Source organism: Escherichia sp. E4930 (assembly GCF_005845405.1).
Classification (GTDB): Bacteria; Pseudomonadota; Gammaproteobacteria; order Enterobacterales; family Enterobacteriaceae; genus Escherichia.
Map to the genome: position 1 here is coordinate 1 of NZ_VCDZ01000018.1, position 21,017 is coordinate 21,017.

Below are 21,017 nucleotides of genomic sequence, written 5' to 3' on the forward strand. Positions count from 1 at the left end.
AACCTCCAAGTCGACATCGTTTACGGCGTGGACTACCAGGGTATCTAATCCTGTTTGCTCCCCACGCTTTCGCACCTGAGCGTCAGTCTTCGTCCAGGGGGCCGCCTTCGCCACCGGTATTCCTCCAGATCTCTACGCATTTCACCGCTACACCTGGAATTCTACCCCCCTCTACGAGACTCAAGCTTGCCAGTATCAGATGCAGTTCCCAGGTTGAGCCCGGGGATTTCACATCTGACTTAACAAACCGCCTGCGTGCGCTTTACGCCCAGTAATTCCGATTAACGCTTGCACCCTCCGTATTACCGCGGCTGCTGGCACGGAGTTAGCCGGTGCTTCTTCTGCGGGTAACGTCAATGAGCAAAGGTATTAGCTTTACTCCCTTCCTCCCCGCTGAAAGTACTTTACAACCCGAAGGCCTTCTTCATACACGCGGCATGGCTGCATCAGGCTTGCGCCCATTGTGCAATATTCCCCACTGCTGCCTCCCGTAGGAGTCTGGACCGTGTCTCAGTTCCAGTGTGGCTGGTCATCCTCTCAGACCAGCTAGGGATCGTCGCCTAGGTGAGCCGTTACCCCACCTACTAGCTAATCCCATCTGGGCACATCCGATGGCAAGAGGCCCGAAGGTCCCCCTCTTTGGTCTTGCGACGTTATGCGGTATTAGCTACCGTTTCCAGTAGTTATCCCCCTCCATCAGGCAGTTTCCCAGACATTACTCACCCGTCCGCCACTCGTCAGCGAAGCAGCAAGCTGCTTCCTGTTACCGTTCGACTTGCATGTGTTAGGCCTGCCGCCAGCGTTCAATCTGAGCCATGATCAAACTCTTCAATTTAAAAGTTTGATGCTCAAAGAATTAAACTTCGTAATGAATTACGTGTTCACTCTTGAGACTTGGTATTCATTTATCGTCTTGCGACGTTAAGAATCCGTATCTTCGAGTGCCCACACAGATTGTCTGATAAATTGTTAAAGAGCAGTTGCGACGCGGCTTTCAGCTCACTGTCGCGAGGTGGCGTATATTACGCTTTCCTCTTTCAGAGTCAAGCGTTTATTTTCGCTTTTCTCTGCCGGAATTCTCAGGAGAATCCCGCTGACCCGGCGGCTTGTTCGCCGTTGTTCCGTGTCAGTGGTGGCGCATTATAGGGAGTTATTCTGAAGAGACAAGCGGAAAATATAAAAAATTTATCGTTCGTTCAATTCTTAAGCGAAACACCTTAAAAACGACCATTCCCGGTTAGAAATTAGACAAAAAGCGAGCCCCGAAGGGCTCGCTTTTCTTATTTACTGGACGGCGACAATCCGGTCTTCATTAACTTCCAGGCGAATAACTTTACCCGGAACCAATTCACCAGACAGTATTTGCTGTGCCAGCGGGTTTTCGATCTGCTGCTGGATAGCACGTTTCAGAGGACGTGCACCATAGACCGGATCGTAACCGTTCTCGCTCAGCAGTTTCAGCGCCTCGTCAGAAATGTGGATTTCATAACCACGTTCTTCCAGACGTTTGTATAGACGTTTCAACTGAATCTGCGCAATCGACGCAATGTGCTGTTCACCCAGCGGATGGAAGACTACCACTTCATCGATACGGTTAATGAATTCCGGACGGAAGTTATGGCTTACCACACCGAGCACCAGCTCTTTCATGCGCGCATAATCCAGTTCACCAAAGCGTTCCTGAATAAGATCAGAACCGAGGTTAGAAGTCATAATGACCACCGTATTACGGAAGTCGACCGTTCTCCCCTGCCCGTCAGTCAAACGTCCATCATCCAGTACCTGCAACAGAATGTTGAAGACATCCGGATGCGCTTTTTCCACTTCATCCAGCAGGATGACGGAATACGGACGACGACGCACCGCTTCGGTCAGGTAGCCACCTTCTTCATAACCGACATATCCCGGAGGCGCACCAACCAGACGAGACACCGAGTGTTTCTCCATAAACTCAGACATATCGATACGGACCATCGCCTCGTCGCTATCAAACATAAAGTTCGCCAGCGCCTTACAAAGTTCAGTTTTACCCACACCTGTTGGGCCGAGGAACAGGAATGAACCAATCGGGCGATTTGGATCCGCCAGCCCCGCACGGCTACGACGAATAGCATTAGATACCGCATCAACCGCTTCGTTCTGACCAATAACGCGCTGGTGCAGTTCTTGCTCCATACGCAGCAGTTTTTCGCGCTCGCTTTCCATCATGCGAGAAACCGGAATCCCCGTCCAACGCGCCAGCACTTCAGCAATTTCGGCGTCGGTCACTTTATTACGCAACAGACGCATAGTTTTACCTTCGAGCTGCGTTGCGGCTTCCAGTTGCTTTTCCAGTTCCGGGATTTTGCCGTATTGCAGTTCAGACATCCGCGCCAGGTCACCTACACGGCGAGCCTGTTCAATGGCGATTTTTGCCTGCTCCAGTTCCGCTTTAATGGTCTGCGTACCAGAGAGCGACGCTTTCTCTGCTTTCCACTCTTCTTCTAACTCGGAGTACTGACGTTCTTTGTCGCTCAGTTCTTCGTTGAGCATATCCAGGCGTTTTTTACTGGCTTCATCAGACTCTTTCATTAACGCCTGTTGTTCCAGTTTGAGCTGGATGATACGACGATCGAGTCGGTCGAGTTCTTCTGGTTTTGAGTCAATCTGCATACGAATGCTGGATGCTGCTTCATCGATCAGGTCGATGGCTTTATCCGGCAGCTGACGGTCAGCAATGTAGCGATGAGACAACGTCGCCGCTGCAACAATTGCCGGGTCAGTAATTTGCACATGGTGGTGCAGCTCGTAACGTTCTTTCAGGCCACGCAGAATAGCAATGGTGTCTTCAACAGAAGGTTCTGCAACAAACACTTTCTGGAAGCGACGTTCCAGCGCAGCATCTTTTTCGATGTACTGGCGATATTCGTCCAGCGTCGTAGCACCCACACAGTGCAGCTCACCACGTGCCAGTGCAGGTTTCAGCATATTCCCGGCGTCCATTGCGCCATCGGCTTTACCTGCGCCAACCATAGTATGTAATTCGTCGATAAACAGGATGACGTTGCCTTCCTGTTTGGAGAGATCGTTAAGCACGCCTTTTAAACGTTCTTCAAACTCACCGCGATATTTCGCCCCAGCCACCAGCGCGCCCATATCCAGCGCCAGTACGCGGCGGCCTTTCAGCCCTTCCGGCACTTCGCCATTGATAATACGCTGCGCCAGACCTTCAACGATGGCAGTTTTACCAACACCAGGTTCACCAATCAGCACCGGGTTATTTTTAGTACGACGTTGCAGTACCTGAATGGTACGGCGAATTTCTTCATCACGACCAATCACCGGATCGAGTTTGCCTTGTTCGGCTCGTTCGGTAAGGTCGATGGTGTATTTTTTCAAAGCCTGACGTTGGTCTTCAGCTCCTTGATCGTTCACGCTTTCACCTCCACGCATTTGTTCAATCGCTTGAGTAATGTTGGCGGTGGTCGCCCCTGCTGCTTTCAGGATATCGGCCAGCGTGCCGCGAGACTCAAGTGCCGCCAGAACGAACAGTTCTGACGAGATAAAGTTATCACCACGTTTTTGCGCCAGCTTGTCGCAAAGATTAAGAACGCGCACCAGATCCTGTGATGGCTGGACATCGCCACCTGTACCTTCAACCTGTGGTAAACGGTTTAATGCCTGAGTGATATCTGTGCGCAACTGGCCAGCATTGATGCCAGCAGATGTTAATAAAGGACTAACCGAACCCCCTTCCTGATTCAGCAGGGCGCTCATTAAATGAAGTGGCTCGATGAATTGGTTGTCGTGCCCGAGTGCAAGTGATTGGGCATCGGCAAGAGCAAGCTGGAATTTATTAGTAAGACGATCCAGACGCATAACTCCTCCCATAACGGATCAAAGTTGCTACTGGAGATTAAATGAGGTCATCCCTCAATTATTCAAGGTTATTGACCAGATTAATGTGAAAAGAAAATCACGCGTACCGGATCGTCTTGATTCTTTAGGTTATATCAGCCAAATGAAACTTGCCATACGACCGGTGGTCTTGTCGCGACGATAAGAGAAGAAAGTCTCATTTTCCGTATATGTACAACGGTCACCGCCGAAAATTTGTTCAACACCAACGCTCGCCAGACGCTGCCGGGCAAGCTGATAAATATCCGCCAGATACTTATCACCATGCTGAATGAAAGCTGTACTCACTTTGGCGTCTACTGCCATAAACGCCTCGCGAACCTCCGGCCCCACTTCAAACGCGCGTGGACCGATTGCCGGCCCCAACCAGGCAAGAATGTTTTCGGGCTTATCGGCAAAGCAGGAAACCGTCTCTTCCAGAACGCCAGCGCACAATCCGCGCCAGCCTGCATGGGCAGCCGCGACTTCCGTTCCTGCCCGATTGCAAAACAGCACAGGCAGGCAATCGGCTGTCATTACGGCACAAACCGTGCCGGGTGTGTTGCTATACGAGGCATCCGCCCGTTTTGAGGTATAAGGTTCGCCAGTAAGCTTAAGCACATCTTTGCCGTGTACCTGCTCAAGCCAGACCGGTTTTGAAGGCAAATTACCCGCAGCAAAAAGCCGCTTGCGATTTTCCTCGACGTGCTCCGGGTTATCACCACAATGAGCACCGAGGTTGAGCGAGTCGTAGGGCGGCAAGCTCACGCCGCCGATACGGGTAGAGCTACAGGCCGCAACACCTTTTGGCAGCGGCCACTGCGGGACAATCAGCTTACTCATAACCAGTCCACTTCATCCTTATGCTCTTCGAAATCGGCGCGCATCACCTCAATCAGCTCCACCATATCTTGCGGAATAGGCGCATGCCATTCCATTTCGATGCCGGAGATCGGGTGATAAAGACGCAGCATGGTTGCATGTAGCGCCTGGCGGTCAAACTTACGCAGCGTGGAGATAAACGCTTCCGAAGCACCTTTTGGCGGACGCGGACGGCCACCATAAACCGGATCGCCCACCAGCGGATGGGTGATATGGGCCATATGCACGCGGATCTGGTGCGTACGTCCAGTTTCCAGACGCAGCCGCAGACGCGTGTGCACACGGAAGTGTTCCATAATGCGATAGTGAGTGACCGCCGGTTTGCCCATCGGATGTACCGCCATGTGAGTACGTTTGGTCGGGTGGCGGCTGATTGGCTCATCCACCGTGCCACCAGCAGTCATATGACCAATTGCTACCGCTTCATACTCACGAGTAATTTCACGTCGTTGCAGAGATTCCACCAGGCGCGTCTGGGCTGGAACGGTTTTTGCCACAACCATCAGGCCAGTGGTGTCTTTATCCAGACGATGGACAATACCCGCACGCGGTACATCGGCAATGGGTGGATAGTAATGAAGCAACGCATTCAATACCGTGCCATCCGGGTTACCTGCGCCAGGATGTACCACCAGGTCGCGCGGTTTATTAATGACGATGATGTCTTCATCTTCATAGACGATATCCAGCGGGATATCCTGCGGTTCAAAACGCGCTTCTTCTTCAATCTCGGCGTTGATGGCCACCAGCTCGCCACCTAATACTTTTTCTTTCGGCTTATCACAAACTTTGCCGTTAACCAGCACGCGCTGGTCGAGGATCCATTCTTTTATTCGCGAACGTGAATAATCCGGGAACATTTCGGCTAAAGCCTGATCTAAGCGTTGACCGAGTTGGTTTTCGGACACTGTTGCAGTGAGTTCTACTCGTTGTGCCATATATACTGCTTCTTCGTTTATCGTTGGGGTTTTACGGCTTTGCCGTTTAATATAGTGTGCTATTGTAGCTGGTCTTAACCGGGAGCAGGAACAGAGAATCTCCCGTATTACATTTTGAGGAAAGTCAAAACGTCATGACGCGCATGAAATATCTGGTGGCAGCCGCCACACTAAGCCTGTTTTTGGCGGGTTGCTCGGGGTCAAAGGAAGAAGTACCTGATAATCCGCCAAATGAAATTTACGCGACTGCACAACAAAAGCTGCAGGACGGTAACTGGAGACAGGCAATAACGCAACTGGAAGCGTTAGATAATCGCTATCCGTTTGGTCCGTATTCGCAGCAGGTGCAGCTGGATCTCATCTACGCCTACTATAAAAACGCCGATCTGCCGTTAGCACAGGCTGCCATCGATCGTTTTATTCGCCTCAACCCGACCCATCCGAATATCGATTATGTCATGTACATGCGTGGCTTGACCAATATGGCGCTGGATGACAGTGCGCTGCAAGGGTTCTTTGGCGTTGACCGTAGCGATCGCGATCCTCAACATGCCCGAGCTGCGTTTAGTGACTTTTCCAAACTGGTGCGCGGCTATCCAAACAGCCAGTACACCACTGATGCAACCAAACGTCTGGTGTTCCTGAAAGATCGTCTGGCGAAATATGAATACTCCGTTGCAGAGTACTACACCGAACGTGGCGCATGGGTTGCCGTCGTCAACCGCGTCGAAGGCATGCTGCGTGACTACCCGGATACCCAGGCTACACGTGATGCGCTGCCGCTGATGGAAAATGCTTACCGCCAGATGCAGATGAACGCTCAGGCTGAAAAAGTCGCGAAAATTATTGCCGCTAACAGCAGCAACACTTAACTGGTGTGATATACGCAAAACGGCAGCCCTGGAGCTGCCGTTTTTTTATTCGATTTGAACGCTAACTAAAGCGATTCAGTCGCGACTGATCTTATCAAATATGGCTCGCTTTGAGACATTCCTCAAGTAAAAAAACACCTCTTCCTGCGATTTCTCACAAAAAAACTTCGTTGACAAAAAGTGACAAAATTATGAGATTTTCATCACACATTTTGACATCAGGAGCGGTATGCTGAATTCACCAAGACGGGAAGACAAGAGGTAAAATTTATGACAATGAACATTACCAGCAAACAAATGGAAATTACTCCGGCAATCCGCCAACATGTCGAAGACCGTCTCGCCAAACTGGAAAAATGGCAAACGCACCTGATTAATCCGCATATCATTCTGTCCAAGGAACCACAAGGGTTCGTTGCTGACGCCACTATCAATACACCTAACGGCGTTCTGGTTGCCAGTGGTAAACATGAAGATATGTACACTGCAATTAACGAATTGATCAACAAGCTGGAACGGCAGCTCAATAAACTGCAGCACAAAGGCGAAGCACGTCGTGCCGCAACGTCGGTGAAAGACGCCAACTTCGTCGAAGAAGTTGAAGAAGAGTAGTCCTTTATATTGAGTGTATCGCCAACGCGCCTTCGGGCGCGTTTTTTTGTTGACAGCATGAAAACAGTACGGGTACTGTACTGAAGTTGCTTAAGGAAACAAACATGAAACAAACGCCGTTTTTCTTCGCATTCTTTTTTACCTTCCCCTGAATGGGAGGCGTTTCGTCGTGTGAAACAGAATGCGAAGACGAACAATAAGGCCTCCCAAATCGGGAGGCCTTTTTTATTGATAACAAAAAAGGCAACACTATGACATCGGAAAACCCGTTACTGGCGCTGCGCGAGAAAATTAGCACGCTGGACGAAAAATTGCTGGCGTTACTGGCAGAGCGGCGCGAGCTAGCCGTTGAGGTGGGAAAAGCCAAACTGCTTTCTCATCGCCCGGTACGTGATATCGATCGTGAGCGCGATTTGCTGGAAAGATTAATTACGCTTGGTAAGACACACCATCTGGATGCCCACTACATTACTCGCCTGTTCCAGCTCATTATTGAAGATTCCGTATTAACTCAGCAGGCTTTACTCCAGCAGCATCTCAATAAAATTAATCCGCACTCAGCCCGCATTGCTTTTCTCGGGCCCAAAGGCTCTTATTCACATCTTGCGGCGCGCCAGTACGCTGCCCGTCACTTTGAGCAATTCATTGAAAGCGGCTGCGCCAAATTTGCCGATATTTTTAATCAGGTGGAAACCGGCCAGGCCGACTATGCCGTCGTACCGATCGAAAACACCAGCTCCGGTGCCATAAACGACGTTTACGATCTGCTGCAACATACCAGCTTGTCGATTGTTGGCGAGATGACGTTAACTATCGACCATTGTTTGCTGGTTTCCGGCACCACCGATTTATCGACTATCAACACGGTCTACAGCCACCCGCAGCCGTTCCAGCAATGCAGCAAATTCCTTAACCGTTACCCGCACTGGAAGATTGAATATACCGAGAGTACGTCCGCGGCAATGGAAAAGGTTGCGCAGACAAAATCACCGCATGTTGCTGCGTTGGGAAGCGAAGCTGGCGGTTCCTTGTACGGTTTACAGGTACTGGAGCGCATTGAGGCGAATCAACGACAAAACTTCACCCGATTTGTGGTGCTGGCACGTAAAGCCATTAACGTGTCTGACCAGGTTCCGGCAAAAACCACACTGTTAATGGCTACCGGACAACAAGCTGGTGCTCTGGTTGAAGCGTTGCTGGTATTGCGCAACCACAATCTGATTATGACCCGTCTGGAATCACGCCCGATTCACGGTAATCCGTGGGAAGAGATGTTTTATCTGGATATTCAGGCCAATCTTGAATCCGTGGAAATGCAAAAGGCGTTAAAAGAGTTAGGGGAAATCACCCGTTCAATGAAGGTATTGGGCTGTTACCCAAGTGAAAACGTAGTGCCTGTTGATCCAGCCTGATGACAAAAGCCGGATGATGTGAATCATCCGGCACAGGATTATTACTGGCGGCTATCGTTCGCCTGACGCAATAATACGCGGCTTTCATTCTGGAAGCGTTGTGCGTAATCGCCGAACCAGTGCTCCACCTTGCGGAAGCTGTCAATAAACGCCTGCTTATCGCCCTGCTCCAGCAACTCAATCGCCTCACCAAAACGCTTATAATAACGTTTGATCAACGCCAGATTACGTTCTGAAGACATAATAATGTCGGCATAAAGCTGCGGATCCTGGGCAAACAGTCGCCCGACCATCGCCAGCTCAAGACGATATATGGGCGAAGAAAGTGCCAGAAGCTGCTCAAGCTGAACATTTTCTTCTGCCAGATGCAGGCCATAAGCAAAAGTGGCAAAGTGGCGCAACGCCTGGATAAACGCCATATTCTGATCATGTTCGACGGCGCTAATGCGATGCAGTCGCGCGCCCCAGACCTGAATTTGTTCAAGAAACCATTGGTACGCTTCTGGCTGACGTCCATCACACCAGACCACGACCTGCTTCGCCAGGCTGCCGCTATCCGGACCAAACATCGGGTGAAGCCCCAGCACCGGACCATCATGCGCCGCCAGCATGGCCTGTAATGGTCCATTCTTCACTGATGCCAGATCGACCAGAATACAGTCTTGCGGTAAACGTGGTAATTTGCCAATGACTTGTTCAGTAACGTGGATGGGCACACTAACAATCACCATACCGGCATCGGCAACAATCTCAGCCGCGCGATCCCAGTCATGTTGCTCCAGAATCCGCACCTGATAGCCAGAGAGCGTCAACATCTTCTCGAACAAGCGCCCCATCTGACCGCCGCCACCAACAATAACTACTGGACGTAGTGAAGGACAAAGCGTTTTAAATCCTTTGTCGTTTTCGCTGGAGTAGGACTCACGCATTACCCGACGCAGAACATCTTCAATCAGATCTGGCGGAACGCCGAGGGCTTCCGCCTCTGCGCGCCGCGAGGCCAGCATGGATGCCTCGCGCTCCGGTACATAAATGGGCAACCCAAAGCGGCTTTTCACCTCACCGACTTCAGCAACCAACTCCAGACGCTTTGCTAATAAATTCAGCAGCTCTTTATCGACTTCATCAATTTGATCGCGTAATGCGGTCAACTCAGCAACCATAATAAACCTCTTAAGCCACGCGTGCCGTCAGCTGCCCATTCAGATCCTGATGAATTTCACGCAGCAAGGCATCGGTCATTTCCCAGCTTATGCAGGCATCTGTTACGGATACACCGTATTTCATTTCACTGCGCGGTTGCTCGGAAGACTGATTGCCTTCGTGGATGTTACTTTCGATCATCAGACCAATAATTGAGCGATTGCCATCTTTAATTTGGGCAACCACGGATTCTGCCACCGCAGGCTGACGGCGATAATCTTTATTGGAATTACCGTGGCTGCAATCTACCATCAGTGAGGGGCGCAGTCCCGCCTGTTCCATCTCTTTTTCACATTGCGCGACATCCGCCGGGCTATAGTTCGGTGCTTTTCCGCCACGCAGGATCACATGTCCGTCCGGATTACCCTGAGTTTGTAGCAGCGCCACCTGTCCTGCCTGATTAATACCAACAAAGCGATGCGGTTGTGCAGCGGCACGCATAGCATTGATTGCCGTTGCCAGACTGCCATCAGTGCCGTTTTTAAAACCAACCGGCATGGAAAGCCCGGATGCCATTTCACGGTGCGTTTGCGATTCCGTGGTACGAGCACCAATTGCCGACCAGCTAAATAGATCACCCAAATATTGCGGGCTGTTTGGATCTAACGCTTCCGTCGCCAACGGTAATCCCATATCTACCAGTTCCAACAGCAACTTACGTGCAATCTTTAATCCTGTTTCAACATCAAAGGAGCCATCCATATGTGGATCGTTAATCAACCCTTTCCAGCCGACAGTGGTACGGGGCTTTTCAAAATAGACGCGCATCACCAAATAGAGGCTATCGCTGACCTCTGCGGCAAGGGCTTTAAATCGACGAGCATATTCCAGTGCAGTTTCAGGATCATGAATGGAACAAGGACCACACACCACCAGCAGCCGGGGATCGCGCCCGGCGATGATATCTGAAATAGTTTTACGCGAATCAGCAATCTGGGCCTCTTGTTGTCGGCTTAATGGAAAAGCTGCCTTCAACTGTTCCGGGGTCATCAGAACCTGTTCGTCGGTAATATGTACGTTGTTCAGCGCGTCTTTTTGCATGATGGCGATCCTGTTTATGCTCGTTTGCGATAGTTGATCCTCAGCGAGGATGACGCAACGATATCACAACAAGTAAAGATTTCAATCCATATTTCGTAAATAATAGTTTACACAAGCAATTTATATACGTTTTAACCACCAATAGATGTACAAATAAATTTACACACACAATAAAAACAATCCGCTATGCTTTGAAAAAGGAGAAAAAACAATGAAACACTTTATCGCCTCTTTGTTAGCTTTGGTTGTTAGCGGCTGTCAGATTGATCCCTATACTCACGCACCAACCTTGACCAGTACTGACTGGTATGATGTTGGTATGGAAGATGCGATATCAGGCGTTGCTATAAAAAATGACGATGCTTTTAACGATTCACAGGCTGATCGGGGGATATATCTTAAAGGATATGCCGAAGGGCAAAAGAAAACCTGCCAGGTCGATTTTACTTATGCCCGAGGGCTTTCCGGTAAAAGTTTCCCTGCCAGCTGCAACAATGTAGAAAATGCCAGCCAATTGCATGAAGTATGGCAAAAAGGAGCGGATGAAAATGCCCGCACGATGAGACTTAATTAATTTAAATCCCACCACAAAATTAATCATAAGATTTAACTTATTCGATTTTTAATTCTCTTCTGGATGACGACCACACAAAAGAATGATATTTTAATGAACATTCTGAAAAATTTTCGATACGTTTCGAGCGAAGATGGTGAGGATCCCTGAATGCGCTTTTCTCACCTACTGTTCTTACTGCTGATATTCCTTCTGGCAGGCGCGCCATTACTCGCTCAGGAAACCACTGACGTTGCGAAAAATGTGCGTTTAATGGTTTCCGGTATCGTAAGCTACACTCGCTGGCCGACGGTATCTGGTCCGCCAAGACTATGTATTTTTTCATCTTCACGATTTAGCACCGCCCTGCAAGAGAAAGGTGCGACGCCTTTGCCTTATCTGCCTGTCATCGTTAACAACAAACAAGAGGCGATGATTTCAGGCTGCAATGGTTTTTATTTTGGCAGCGAGTCACCGACATTCCAGACAGAATTAATCGAACAATATCCGTCTAAGGCGTTATTATTAATTGCCGAACAAAATACCGAGTGCATTATTGGCAGCGCATTTTGTCTGGTCATCAACAATAATAACGTCAGGTTTGCCGTAAACCTGGATGCCTTATCGCGTAGTGGTGTTAAGGTCAACCCGGATGTCTTAATGCTCGCACGGAAGAAAAACGATGGATAACGATAATTCTCTTCATAAGCGCCCCACGTTTAAAAGAGCATTACGCAACATCAGCATGACCAGCATATTTATCACTATGACGCTGATCTGGCTGCTGCTTTCCGTGACGTCAGTACTAACCCTGAAACAATACGCGCAAAAAAACCTGGCACTAACCGCTGCAACAATGACTTACAGCCTGGAAGCTGCTGTCGTTTTTGCCGATGGTCCTGCAGCAACAGAAACTCTGGCCGCACTAGGTCAGCAAGGCCAATTTTCAACCGCAGAAGTGCGTGATAATCAGCAAAACATTATTGCCTCCTGGCACTACACTGCCAGAGAACCGGGAGATACCTTCAGTAATTTCATTAGCCACTGGCTCTTTCCGGCTCCCGTCATTCAGCCGATTCGCCACAATGGCGAAACCATTGGCGAAGTGCAGTTAACCGCACGCGACAGCTCAATTAGCCATTTTATCTGGTTTTCACTCGCTGTCCTGACTGCATGTATTCTGCTGGCATCAGGCATCGCGATTACCCTCACCCGCCATTTGCACAATGGTCTGGTTGAAGCGTTAAAAAACATCACCGATGTCGTACATGATGTGCGTTCCAACCGCAATTTTTCCCGACGAGTTTCGGAAGAGCGTATCGCAGAGTTTCACCGCTTCGCTCTCGACTTCAACAGTCTGCTGGATGAAATGGAAGAGTGGCAGCTTCGTTTACAGGCCAAAAATGCGCAGCTTCTACGTACCGCGCTACATGACCCATTAACCGGGCTGGCTAACCGCGCAGCGTTTCGTAGCGGCATCAACACGTTGATGAACAGTTCCGATGCCCGAAAAACGTCGGCATTACTGTTTCTTGATGGCGATAATTTCAAATATATCAATGATACCTGGGGTCATGCGACGGGAGATCAGGTCTTGATTGAAGTGGCAAAACGATTAGCTGAATTTGGTGGGCTGCGACATCAGGCATACCGCATTGGCGGCGATGAATTCGCTATGGTCCTCTATGGCGTGCAGTCGGAATCTGAAGTGCAGCGGATTTGCACGGCACTGACACAAATTTTTAATCGACCATTCGATCTTAATAATGGCCATCAAACCACTATGACATTAAGCATTGGTTACGCGATGACCATTGAGCACGTCTCCGCCGAAAAATTACAAGAGCTGGCCGACCATAATATGTATCAGGCCAAACACCAGCGCGCTAAAAAGCTGGTGAAATAACAAGGAAATATCTACATGATAAAGCAACTGGTAGTTCCCCTGGTGTTCTCTTCACTGATACTGACTGGCTGCCAGTCACCACAAGGGAAGTTTACTCCGGAACAAGTCGCCGCTATGCAGTCTTATGGTTTTACTGAATCCGCTGGCGACTGGTCGCTGGGCTTATCTGATACCATTCTGTTTGCTAAAAATGACTACAAACTGCTCCCGGAAAGTCAGCAACAGATCCAGACCATGGCCGCAAAACTGACCTCCACGGGCTTAACCCATGCCCGTATGGATGGACATACCGACAATTACGGCGAGGACAGTTACAACGAAGCTTTATCGCTGAAGCGGGCAAATGTCGTCGCCGATGCGTGGGCAGAAGGTGGACAAATTCCTCGCAGCAATCTCACCACTCAGGGCTTAGGGAAAAAATACCCCATCGCCAGTAACAAGACCGCACAGGGTCGCGCCGAGAACCGTCGTGTCGCTGTGGTGATTAGTGCACCGTAAACGCAATTTCAATAAATAAAAAAAGGGCCAGCCAATTGGCCAGCCCTTCTTAACAGGATGTCGCTTAAGCGAAATCTTAGTTAAGACGCTCTTTGATACGAGCAGCCTTACCAGTACGCTCACGCAGGTAGTACAGTTTAGCTTTACGAACAGCACCACGACGTTTGACAGAAATGCTGTCAACTACCGGAGAGTGAGTCTGGAAGACACGCTCAACGCCTTCGCCGTTGGAAATTTTACGAACAGTGAATGCAGAGTGCAGACCGCGGTTACGAATAGCGATAACCACGCCCTCGAATGCCTGCAGACGTTTTTTGGAACCTTCAACAACCCATACTTTCACTTCCACGGTATCACCCGGACGGAAGGAAGGTACGTCCTGCTTCATCTGCTCTTGTTCAAGTTGCTTAATAATGTTGCTCATAATTTAATCTCTTATCCTGGGTAAACTGATATCTCGGGGGCTTACGCCATCCCATCATGTTTATGTTGCTGTTGTGCGTGTTCCGTTTTGAACTCCGCCAGCAACCTTGCTTGCTCTTCAGTCAGAGCCAGGTTTTCCAGAAGTTCAGGTCTTCTAAGCCAGGTACGGCCCAGCGACTGTTTCAAACGCCAGCGACGTATCTCGGCATGGTTGCCCGACAGTAACACTGACGGCACTTCCATCCCTTCTAACACCTCAGGCCGCGTATAGTGCGGGCAATCCAGCAATCCTTCAGCAAAGGAATCTTCCGTTGCCGATGCTTCATGTCCCAGTACTCCCGGAATAAACCGGGAAACGGAGTCAATCAGCGTCATTGCTGGTAACTCACCACCACTGAGAACGTAATCGCCGATTGACCATTCTTCGTCAATTTCGGTTTGGATCACGCGCTCATCTATACCTTCGTAGCGACCGCACACCAGAATCAATTTTTGATTCGTTGCCAGTTCGCTGACGCCCGCTTGATCAAGCTTGCGTCCCTGTGGTGACAGATATATCACCTTTGCGCCTTCACCCGCCGCGGCTTTTGCTGCATGAATGGCGTCCCGCAAGGGTTGCACCATCATTAACATCCCCGGTCCGCCGCCGTAAGGACGATCGTCCACGGTACGGTGCCGGTCATGCGTGAAGTCGCGAGGACTCCAGCTCTGGATGCTCAGCAGGCCATTTTTAACTGCCCGGCCAGTTACCCCGTAATCGGTAATTGCGCGGAACATTTCAGGAAACAGGCTAATTATGCCAATCCACATAGCGCCGTCTTTTACCGTTTATCCGGTGGTTTAAAAACCAGGATCCCAATCTACTTCGATTGAACGAGTAGTGAGATCGACTTTCTTGATAACCTGCCCATCGAGGAACGGTACGAGACGTTCCTTGATACCAAACGCATCTTTCAGGTTTGCCTTAATGACGAGAACGTCATTAGATCCGGTTTCCATCATATCGACGACTTTACCGAGATCGTAGCCTTCAGTGGTTACTACCTGGCAGCCCATCAGGTCTTTCCAGTAGTAGTCACCCTCTTCAAGCTGAGGCAGTTGCGATGAATCCACGACAATTTCACAATTCGTCAGCAGGTTCGCCGCATCACGATCGTCAACGCCTTTCAGCTTGATGATCATGTCCTGATTGTGGTGCTTCCAGCTTTCCAGCTGGACTTGCTGCCACTGACCCGCCTTCTGGATAAACCAGGGCTGATAGTCAAAAATGCTTTCGGCGTCTTCGGTGGAAGAAAACACTCTGAGCCACCCACGAATACCGTAAGACGAACCCATTTTTCCCAAAACGATGGGTTCAACAGGTGCTTGCGCGGTGAGTTGTTTGCTCATCATGACCACCGTGACAGATTAAGCTGCTTTGTTTACTTCTTTGATCAGCGCAGCAACGCGATCAGAAATAGTTGCGCCCTGGCCAACCCAGTGAGCGATGCGATCCAGATCCAGGCGAGTGCCTTCTTCTTTTTCGCTAGCGATTGGGTTGAAGAAACCAACGCGCTCGATGAAGCGACCGTTGCGTGCATTACGGCTGTCAGCGACAACAACCTGGTAGAACGGACGCTTTTTAGCGCCGTGACGTGCTAAACGAATAGTTACCATAACATCCTCTTGTGTGAATAAAACAACCGGACCCCATCGAGGAACGGAGTCCGGTGTCATATTAAAAGCCCGAAAATTTTACTGATTTCTGGAGAAAATGCAATCAACAGTTAATAACTCTGTCGCATAAGGTCATTTAGCGACCAGGAAATCCCGGTGGCATCATCCCTTTCATGCTTCTCATCATCTTCGCCATTCCGCCCTTCTTCATTTTCTTCATCATGCGCTGCATGTCGTCGAACTGCTTCAGAAGGCGGTTAACGTCCTGCACCTGCATACCGCAACCGGCAGCGATACGACGCTTACGCGAACCTTTGATGATTTCTGGCTTAGCGCGCTCTTTCATCGTCATCGAGTTGATGATGGCTTCCATACGCACCAGCACTTTATCGTCCATCTGCGACTTGACGTTATCCGGGATCTGCCCCATGCCCGGCAGCTTGCCCATCAGGCTAGCCATGCCGCCCATATTTTTCATCTGCCGCAGTTGCTCAAGGAAGTCGTTGAGATCGAAGCCGTCGCCTTTTTTCAGCTTGCTGGCTAATTTCTCTGCCTGCGCACGGTCAACTTTGCTTTCGATATCTTCGATCAGCGACAGAACATCGCCCATGCCGAGAATACGGGAAGCGATACGGTCCGGATGGAACGGCTCCAGCGCCTCAGTTTTCTCGCCAACACCGAGGAACTTGATCGGTTTGCCAGTGATGTGACGAATAGAGAGCGCCGCACCGCCGCGGGCATCGCCGTCCACTTTGGTCAACACTACGCCGGTAAGCGGTAACGCTTCATTGAATGCTTTTGCCGTATTGGCCGCATCCTGACCGGTCATGGCGTCAACCACAAACAGGGTTTCAACCGGGTTAATCGACGCATGGACTTGTTTGATCTCGTCCATCATCGCTTCGTCAACGTGCAGACGACCAGCGGTATCCACCAGCAGCACGTCGTAGAATTTCAGTTTGGCTTCTTTCAGCGCCGCGTTAACGATATCTACCGGCTTCTGACCAACATCAGAAGGGAAGAAATCAACGCCCACCTGCTCTGCCAGCGTCTCAAGCTGTTTGATTGCCGCCGGGCGATAAACGTCGGCAGAAACCACCAGCACTTTCTTCTTGTGCTTCTCGCGCAGGAACTTACCGAGTTTACCCACGCTGGTTGTTTTACCGGCACCTTGCAGGCCCGCCATCAGCACGACCGCAGGCGGTTGCGCAGCCAGATTCAGGGTCTGGTTCTCTTCGCCCATCGCCGCAACCAGTTCGTTACGGACGATTTTGACGAACTCCTGCCCCGGCGTCAGGCTCTTATTAACTTCATGACCAACCGCTTTCTCTTTTACGCGATTGATAAACTCACGCACTACCGGCAGAGCGACGTCCGCCTCCAGCAGCGCCATGCGCACTTCGCGCAGCGTATCTTTTACGTTGTCTTCAGTGAGGCGTCCACGGCCACTGATATTGCGCAGCGTGCGCGACAAACGATCGGTTAAATTATCAAACATTGTCTCTCGCCTGGGGTGGAAACGGTTGGCCGCAATCGCGACACATCATCAGTATTTTGCCGCAGTATAACATGAAGGCGTCTTTGTTGTTATGCAACGGTTGGAGCAGCGTTCACCTGACGCTATACTGCTTCTCTTTCTTATTGCTCAAACTGTCGACATTACTATGCCCGTTTTTGCTCTGCTCGCGCTTGTCGCCTACTCCGTCAGTCTTGCGCTGATTGTTCCCGGTCTGCTGCAAAAAAACGGCGGCTGGCGGCGCATGGCTATTATTTCTGCGGCCATTGCGCTGGTCTGCCACGCAATCGCTCTGGAAGCCCGCATCCTGCCCGACGGTGATAGCGGACAAAACCTCAGCCTGCTGAACGTTGGTTCATTGGTCAGTTTGATGATCTGTACGGTAATGACCATTGTGGCTTCTCGCAATCGTGGCTGGTTGCTGCTACCCATTGTCTATGCCTTTGCGCTTATCAACCTGGCGCTGGCGACCTTCATGCCCAATGAATACATCACCCATCTGGAAGCAACGCCAGGGATGCTGGTGCACATTGGCTTATCGCTCTTTTCCTATGCCACGCTAATTATCGCCGCCCTGTATGCGCTGCAACTGGCATGGATTGATTACCAACTGAAGAACAAGAAGTTGGCATTCAGTCAGGAAATGCCGCCATTGATGAGTATCGAGCGTAAAATGTTCCACATTACGCAGATTGGCGTGGTGCTGTTAACGCTTACTCTTTGCACTGGCCTGTTCTACATGCACAACTTATTTAGCATGGAAAATATCGATAAGGCCGTGCTCTCTATCGTGGCGTGGTTTGTCTATATTGTGCTGCTGTGGGGACATTATCATGAAGGATGGCGTGGACGACGCGTCGTCTGGTTTAACGTCGCGGGTGCAGTCATTCTGACACTGGCCTATTTCGGCAGCCGAATTGTCCAGCAGTTAATCAGCTAACCCCAGAAAAGGAGTTTCCCCTGGAACACATTTCTACTACTACGTTGATCATTATTCTGATCATCATGGTGGTCATTTCAGCCTATTTTTCCGGGTCCGAAACCGGAATGATGACCCTCAACCGCTATCGTCTGCGACATATGGCGAAACAGGGTAATCGCTCGGCCAAACGCGTCGAAAAATTGCTGCGTAAGCCAGACCGCCTGATTAGCCTTGTGTTAATCGGCAATAACCTGGTCAATATTCTTGCCTCCGCGCTCGGCACTATTGTCGGGATGCGTTTGTACGGCGATGCGGGCGTGGCAATTGCGACTGGTGTGCTGACTTTTGTCGTACTGGTTTTTGCTGAAGTATTGCCGAAAACCATTGCCGCGCTGTACCCGGAAAAAGTCGCTTATCCGAGTAGTTTTCTGTTAGCACCGCTGCAAATTTTGATGATGCCGCTGGTCTGGTTGCTGAATGCTATTACCCGCATGTTAATGCGCATGATGGGCATCAAAACCGATATCGTGGTTAGCGGCTCTTTGAGCAAAGAAGAGTTGCGCACCATCGTGCACGAATCGCGCTCACAAATTTCCCGTCGCAATCAGGATATGCTGCTTTCGGTACTCGATCTGGAAAAAATGACTGTCGATGACATCATGGTGCCGCGCAGTGAAATTATCGGTATTGATATCAACGATGACTGGAAATCGATTCTGCGCCAACTCTCCCACTCACCTCACGGGCGCATCGTGCTCTACCGTGATTCGCTGGACGACGCCATCAGTATGCTGCGAGTACGTGAAGCCTGGCGGTTGATGTCGGAGAAAAAAGAGTTCACCAAAGAAACCATGCTACGCGCCGCGGACGAGATCTATTTTGTCCCGGAAGGTACGCCACTCAGCACACAGTTGGTGAAGTTTCAGCGCAACAAAAAGAAAGTCGGCCTGGTCGTCAACGAATACGGAGACATTCAGGGGCTGGTGACGGTCGAAGATATTCTGGAAGAGATTGTCGGCGATTTCACTACGTCCATGTCGCCAACACTTGCCGAAGAAGTCACTCCGCAAAACGACGGTTCGGTGATTATCGATGGCACCGCCAACGTGCGAGAAATTAACAAAGCCTTTAACTGGCATCTACCGGAAGATGATGCCCGCACGGTTAATGGCGTCATTCTTGAGGCACTGGAAGAGATCCCGGTTGCAGGCACCCGCGTGCGTATTGGCGAGTACGATATCGATATTCTCGACGTACAGGACAATATGATTAAGCAGGTAAAAGTTTTTCCTGTGAAACCGCTGCGCGAGAGTGTGGCGGAGTAACACAATGGCGAACTCCGGTTCGCCTTTTTTATCGCCGTCTTTTAGGATTCCATCAATTCCTGTCATTTACTTAGCAATGTAATAATGTCTTTTCAAGCATTCGGAAAGGATATTGATGTTATGTCAGAAGATTATGTAATTGAATGGGATAAGGATTTTGCAGACGATCTCAACGTCGTCGCCAGCGTTTTTTTACAGCACACCCCAACCTTATGGCCCACTATTTTCTCTCAACTTTCGACGCAACCTGAAATCTTTGAAGACGAAGATGAAGACGAATATGGATTGCAGGACGTTCTCGATTGCAGTGGTGGCGATCTCGGAAATCATGACCTGGCGCAGGCATTTTTACAGGTTCTACGCAGTGAAGGATTAATTCAACTCGTTGACTGGAAAGGTGAAGATGAAGAAGGTGAGCTGGCTAATTTTGCTGCAGATCGCTTTTATGAGCTCACAAAAAACCTGACAGCTTCTGAGGAATTAAGGAGTCTTCTTGTCGAAATAACCCAAGAGGATGAAATCTCCGATGTCTGTGAAGCCGGAGACCGCTACCTTGACGAAATCTTTGAACGCATCCAAACCGAACTCAATAAAAGGGGCTTTCAGATTTTTGATCTGAATGAAGGATCTGACACCTATAACGTGGTCGTTCTGCCAATGAACGAATATAAAAAAATAGATGATTTCAATACGCCGTGGCTGGAAGTACAGGATTTTTTAAGCTAAAAAAATGGCCGACTTCGCGTCGGCCATCAGATATTTACTTCGCCTTCGCTACAGTAACCATCGCCGCACGAATCGTACGACCATTCAGCGTATAACCCTTCTGCATAATGCCCAGTACGTTACCTGGCGCAACGTCATCAGATTCCACCATTGCGATGGCCTGATGCACATTCGGGTCCAGTGGGACGTTAGTTTCGGCGATCACTTCAACGCCAAACTTACGCACAACATCCAGCATCGACTTCAGCGTCAGCTCAATGCCTTCAACCATCGCGGACATATCCGGGTTAGCTTTATCAGCCACTTCCAGCGCACGATCCAGGCTATCAATCACCGGCAGTAATTCGTTGATGAATTTCTCCAGCGCAAATTTATGGGCTTTTTCGATATCCAGTTCAGTACGACGACGCAGGTTTTCCATTTCGGCTTTTACGCGCAAAATACCGTCACGTTCACGGGTCTGAGCTTCAGCCAGCTGAGCTTCGAGATTCGCAATTTTTTCATCGCGCGGATCCACCTGCTCAGCAGAAGCTTCTGGCTCAACTGCCTCAATCTCTTCGTGCTGATCCATGATAATTTCTTCCGGGGCTTGCCCCTCAGGCGTTTTCTGTTCTTTACTACTCATGAATTTCTCCGCGTTTTTTTCGCATTCATCT

The 21,017-nt window shown here is 49.8% G+C and carries 22 protein-coding genes, 1 rRNA gene and 1 other annotated feature; of the genes, 11 read left to right on the top strand and 12 right to left on the bottom strand.

What is annotated here, in order from left to right; genetic code table 11:
- From FFT88_RS18725 to rluD, 4 genes are all read right to left on the bottom strand, one after another.
- Nucleotides 1-835: ribosomal RNA gene (locus tag FFT88_RS18725) — 16S ribosomal RNA — on the bottom strand; the annotation flags it as partial.
- Nucleotides 836-1,284: 449 nt separating this feature from the next.
- Complete coding sequence (gene clpB / locus FFT88_RS18730) at nucleotides 1,285-3,858, bottom strand: ATP-dependent chaperone ClpB (protein ID WP_130217297.1); 2,574 nt, start codon at nucleotides 3,856-3,858, stop codon at nucleotides 1,285-1,287.
- Between the two features lie 129 nt (nucleotides 3,859-3,987).
- Nucleotides 3,988-4,719: a purine nucleoside phosphorylase YfiH gene (gene yfiH / locus FFT88_RS18735; protein WP_135403823.1), complete on the bottom strand. Its 732-nt coding sequence runs from the start codon at nucleotides 4,717-4,719 to the stop codon at nucleotides 3,988-3,990.
- Nucleotides 4,716-5,696 (bottom strand): 23S rRNA pseudouridine(1911/1915/1917) synthase RluD, encoded by a 981-nt coding sequence (gene rluD, locus FFT88_RS18740; protein WP_115438707.1) that lies wholly within the window; start codon nucleotides 5,694-5,696, stop codon nucleotides 4,716-4,718. The genes yfiH and rluD overlap by 4 nt, the downstream gene beginning before the upstream one ends.
- A gap of 134 nt (nucleotides 5,697-5,830) precedes the next feature.
- On the opposite strand from rluD, the gene bamD reads away from it, so the two are divergent.
- From bamD to pheA, 4 genes are all read left to right on the top strand, one after another.
- A complete protein-coding gene (gene bamD, locus FFT88_RS18745) occupies nucleotides 5,831-6,568 on the top strand; it encodes an outer membrane protein assembly factor BamD (RefSeq protein WP_000197686.1) in 738 nt (245 codons plus the stop codon).
- A 270-nt stretch (nucleotides 6,569-6,838) separates the two neighbouring features.
- A complete protein-coding gene (gene raiA, locus FFT88_RS18750; protein ID WP_000178461.1) occupies nucleotides 6,839-7,180 on the top strand; it encodes a ribosome-associated translation inhibitor RaiA in 342 nt (113 codons plus the stop codon).
- 103 nt (nucleotides 7,181-7,283) lie between these two features.
- Nucleotides 7,284-7,409 (top strand) — a sequence feature (Phe leader region).
- On the top strand, nucleotides 7,285-7,332 hold the full coding sequence (gene pheL / locus FFT88_RS18755; protein ID WP_100229775.1) for a pheA operon leader peptide PheL: 48 nt from the start codon (nucleotides 7,285-7,287) through the stop codon (nucleotides 7,330-7,332). Its footprint overlaps the feature before it by 48 nt.
- Nucleotides 7,410-7,431: 22 nt before the next feature.
- The gene (gene pheA, locus FFT88_RS18760) at nucleotides 7,432-8,592 is read left to right on the top strand and encodes a bifunctional chorismate mutase/prephenate dehydratase (protein WP_135403822.1); all 1,161 of its coding nucleotides are present in this window, start codon (nucleotides 7,432-7,434) and stop codon (nucleotides 8,590-8,592) included.
- A gap of 41 nt (nucleotides 8,593-8,633) precedes the next feature.
- Here pheA and tyrA read toward each other — a convergent pair whose 3' ends face one another.
- The gene (gene tyrA / locus FFT88_RS18765; protein ID WP_135403821.1) at nucleotides 8,634-9,755 is read right to left on the bottom strand and encodes a bifunctional chorismate mutase/prephenate dehydrogenase; all 1,122 of its coding nucleotides are present in this window, start codon (nucleotides 9,753-9,755) and stop codon (nucleotides 8,634-8,636) included.
- A gap of 10 nt (nucleotides 9,756-9,765) precedes the next feature.
- Nucleotides 9,766-10,836 (bottom strand): 3-deoxy-7-phosphoheptulonate synthase AroF, encoded by a 1,071-nt coding sequence (gene aroF / locus FFT88_RS18770; RefSeq protein ID WP_130217289.1) that lies wholly within the window; start codon nucleotides 10,834-10,836, stop codon nucleotides 9,766-9,768.
- Nucleotides 10,837-11,047: 211 nt separating this feature from the next.
- Here aroF and FFT88_RS18775 point away from each other — a divergent pair, with 211 nt between their 5' ends.
- The 4 genes from FFT88_RS18775 to FFT88_RS18790 all read left to right on the top strand — a co-directional run bounded on the left by FFT88_RS18775 (nucleotide 11,048) and on the right by FFT88_RS18790 (nucleotide 13,793).
- Nucleotides 11,048-11,410 (top strand): DUF2799 domain-containing protein, encoded by a 363-nt coding sequence (locus FFT88_RS18775; protein WP_130217287.1) that lies wholly within the window; start codon nucleotides 11,048-11,050, stop codon nucleotides 11,408-11,410.
- Nucleotides 11,411-11,560: 150 nt separating this feature from the next.
- Nucleotides 11,561-12,079 carry a YfiR family protein gene (locus FFT88_RS18780; protein WP_135403820.1) on the top strand — a complete coding sequence of 173 codons (519 nt, stop codon included), beginning with the start codon at nucleotides 11,561-11,563 and terminating at the stop codon, nucleotides 12,077-12,079.
- On the top strand, nucleotides 12,072-13,295 hold the full coding sequence (dgcN, locus tag FFT88_RS18785; protein ID WP_130217283.1) for a diguanylate cyclase DgcN: 1,224 nt from the start codon (nucleotides 12,072-12,074) through the stop codon (nucleotides 13,293-13,295). The genes FFT88_RS18780 and dgcN overlap by 8 nt, the downstream gene beginning before the upstream one ends.
- Before the next feature lie 15 nt (nucleotides 13,296-13,310).
- Nucleotides 13,311-13,793 (top strand): OmpA family protein, encoded by a 483-nt coding sequence (locus FFT88_RS18790; protein WP_064529888.1) that lies wholly within the window; start codon nucleotides 13,311-13,313, stop codon nucleotides 13,791-13,793.
- A gap of 76 nt (nucleotides 13,794-13,869) precedes the next feature.
- On the opposite strand, the gene rplS is transcribed toward FFT88_RS18790, so the two are convergent.
- The 5 genes from rplS to ffh form a co-directional block, all read right to left on the bottom strand.
- Complete coding sequence (rplS, locus tag FFT88_RS18795) at nucleotides 13,870-14,217, bottom strand: 50S ribosomal protein L19 (protein ID WP_000065253.1); 348 nt, start codon at nucleotides 14,215-14,217, stop codon at nucleotides 13,870-13,872.
- A 41-nt stretch (nucleotides 14,218-14,258) separates the two neighbouring features.
- A complete protein-coding gene (gene trmD / locus FFT88_RS18800; RefSeq protein WP_000264781.1) occupies nucleotides 14,259-15,026 on the bottom strand; it encodes a tRNA (guanosine(37)-N1)-methyltransferase TrmD in 768 nt (255 codons plus the stop codon).
- A 30-nt stretch (nucleotides 15,027-15,056) separates the two neighbouring features.
- On the bottom strand, nucleotides 15,057-15,605 hold the full coding sequence (gene rimM / locus FFT88_RS18805) for a ribosome maturation factor RimM (protein WP_050868107.1): 549 nt from the start codon (nucleotides 15,603-15,605) through the stop codon (nucleotides 15,057-15,059).
- An 18-nt stretch (nucleotides 15,606-15,623) separates the two neighbouring features.
- On the bottom strand, nucleotides 15,624-15,872 hold the full coding sequence (rpsP, locus tag FFT88_RS18810; protein WP_000256450.1) for a 30S ribosomal protein S16: 249 nt from the start codon (nucleotides 15,870-15,872) through the stop codon (nucleotides 15,624-15,626).
- A 136-nt stretch (nucleotides 15,873-16,008) separates the two neighbouring features.
- The gene (ffh, locus tag FFT88_RS18815; protein WP_000460035.1) at nucleotides 16,009-17,370 is read right to left on the bottom strand and encodes a signal recognition particle protein; all 1,362 of its coding nucleotides are present in this window, start codon (nucleotides 17,368-17,370) and stop codon (nucleotides 16,009-16,011) included.
- 166 nt (nucleotides 17,371-17,536) lie between these two features.
- Here ffh and FFT88_RS18820 point away from each other — a divergent pair, with 166 nt between their 5' ends.
- The 3 genes from FFT88_RS18820 (at nucleotide 17,537) to FFT88_RS18830 (ending at nucleotide 20,361) form a co-directional block, all read left to right on the top strand.
- Nucleotides 17,537-18,328, top strand: coding sequence for an inner membrane protein YpjD (locus tag FFT88_RS18820; RefSeq protein WP_135403828.1), 792 nt, complete (start codon nucleotides 17,537-17,539; stop codon nucleotides 18,326-18,328).
- 20 nt (nucleotides 18,329-18,348) lie between these two features.
- The gene (locus tag FFT88_RS18825; protein WP_010723175.1) at nucleotides 18,349-19,635 is read left to right on the top strand and encodes an HlyC/CorC family transporter; all 1,287 of its coding nucleotides are present in this window, start codon (nucleotides 18,349-18,351) and stop codon (nucleotides 19,633-19,635) included.
- A 120-nt stretch (nucleotides 19,636-19,755) separates the two neighbouring features.
- Entirely contained in the window at nucleotides 19,756-20,361 is a 606-nt protein-coding gene (locus tag FFT88_RS18830) for a cytoplasmic protein (RefSeq protein WP_135403819.1), read from the top strand.
- 34 nt (nucleotides 20,362-20,395) lie between these two features.
- Here the strand turns inward: FFT88_RS18830 and grpE are convergent, their stop codons facing one another.
- Nucleotides 20,396-20,986 carry a nucleotide exchange factor GrpE gene (gene grpE / locus FFT88_RS18835; RefSeq protein ID WP_001300112.1) on the bottom strand — a complete coding sequence of 197 codons (591 nt, stop codon included), beginning with the start codon at nucleotides 20,984-20,986 and terminating at the stop codon, nucleotides 20,396-20,398.
- Nucleotides 20,987-21,017 lie beyond the last annotated feature (31 nt).

Excerpts from the sequence above, each read along its gene's own strand:
- clpB (WP_130217297.1), bottom strand. The coding sequence starts at position 3,858 with ATGCGTCTGGATCGTCTTACTAATAAATTCCAGCTTGCTCTTGCCGAT.
- yfiH (WP_135403823.1), bottom strand. The coding sequence starts at position 4,719 with ATGAGTAAGCTGATTGTCCCGCAGTGGCCGCTGCCAAAAGGTGTTGCG.
- rluD (WP_115438707.1), bottom strand. The coding sequence starts at position 5,696 with ATGGCACAACGAGTAGAACTCACTGCAACAGTGTCCGAAAACCAACTC.
- bamD (WP_000197686.1), top strand. The coding sequence starts at position 5,831 with ATGACGCGCATGAAATATCTGGTGGCAGCCGCCACACTAAGCCTGTTT.
- raiA (WP_000178461.1), top strand. The coding sequence starts at position 6,839 with ATGACAATGAACATTACCAGCAAACAAATGGAAATTACTCCGGCAATC.
- pheA (WP_135403822.1), top strand. The coding sequence starts at position 7,432 with ATGACATCGGAAAACCCGTTACTGGCGCTGCGCGAGAAAATTAGCACG.
- tyrA (WP_135403821.1), bottom strand. The coding sequence starts at position 9,755 with ATGGTTGCTGAGTTGACCGCATTACGCGATCAAATTGATGAAGTCGAT.
- aroF (WP_130217289.1), bottom strand. The coding sequence starts at position 10,836 with ATGCAAAAAGACGCGCTGAACAACGTACATATTACCGACGAACAGGTT.
- FFT88_RS18775 (WP_130217287.1), top strand. The coding sequence starts at position 11,048 with ATGAAACACTTTATCGCCTCTTTGTTAGCTTTGGTTGTTAGCGGCTGT.
- FFT88_RS18780 (WP_135403820.1), top strand. The coding sequence starts at position 11,561 with ATGCGCTTTTCTCACCTACTGTTCTTACTGCTGATATTCCTTCTGGCA.
- dgcN (WP_130217283.1), top strand. The coding sequence starts at position 12,072 with ATGGATAACGATAATTCTCTTCATAAGCGCCCCACGTTTAAAAGAGCA.
- FFT88_RS18790 (WP_064529888.1), top strand. The coding sequence starts at position 13,311 with ATGATAAAGCAACTGGTAGTTCCCCTGGTGTTCTCTTCACTGATACTG.
- rplS (WP_000065253.1), bottom strand. The coding sequence starts at position 14,217 with ATGAGCAACATTATTAAGCAACTTGAACAAGAGCAGATGAAGCAGGAC.
- trmD (WP_000264781.1), bottom strand. The coding sequence starts at position 15,026 with ATGTGGATTGGCATAATTAGCCTGTTTCCTGAAATGTTCCGCGCAATT.
- rimM (WP_050868107.1), bottom strand. The coding sequence starts at position 15,605 with ATGAGCAAACAACTCACCGCGCAAGCACCTGTTGAACCCATCGTTTTG.
- rpsP (WP_000256450.1), bottom strand. The coding sequence starts at position 15,872 with ATGGTAACTATTCGTTTAGCACGTCACGGCGCTAAAAAGCGTCCGTTC.
- ffh (WP_000460035.1), bottom strand. The coding sequence starts at position 17,370 with ATGTTTGATAATTTAACCGATCGTTTGTCGCGCACGCTGCGCAATATC.
- FFT88_RS18820 (WP_135403828.1), top strand. The coding sequence starts at position 17,537 with ATGCCCGTTTTTGCTCTGCTCGCGCTTGTCGCCTACTCCGTCAGTCTT.
- FFT88_RS18830 (WP_135403819.1), top strand. The coding sequence starts at position 19,756 with ATGTCAGAAGATTATGTAATTGAATGGGATAAGGATTTTGCAGACGAT.
- grpE (WP_001300112.1), bottom strand. The coding sequence starts at position 20,986 with ATGAGTAGTAAAGAACAGAAAACGCCTGAGGGGCAAGCCCCGGAAGAA.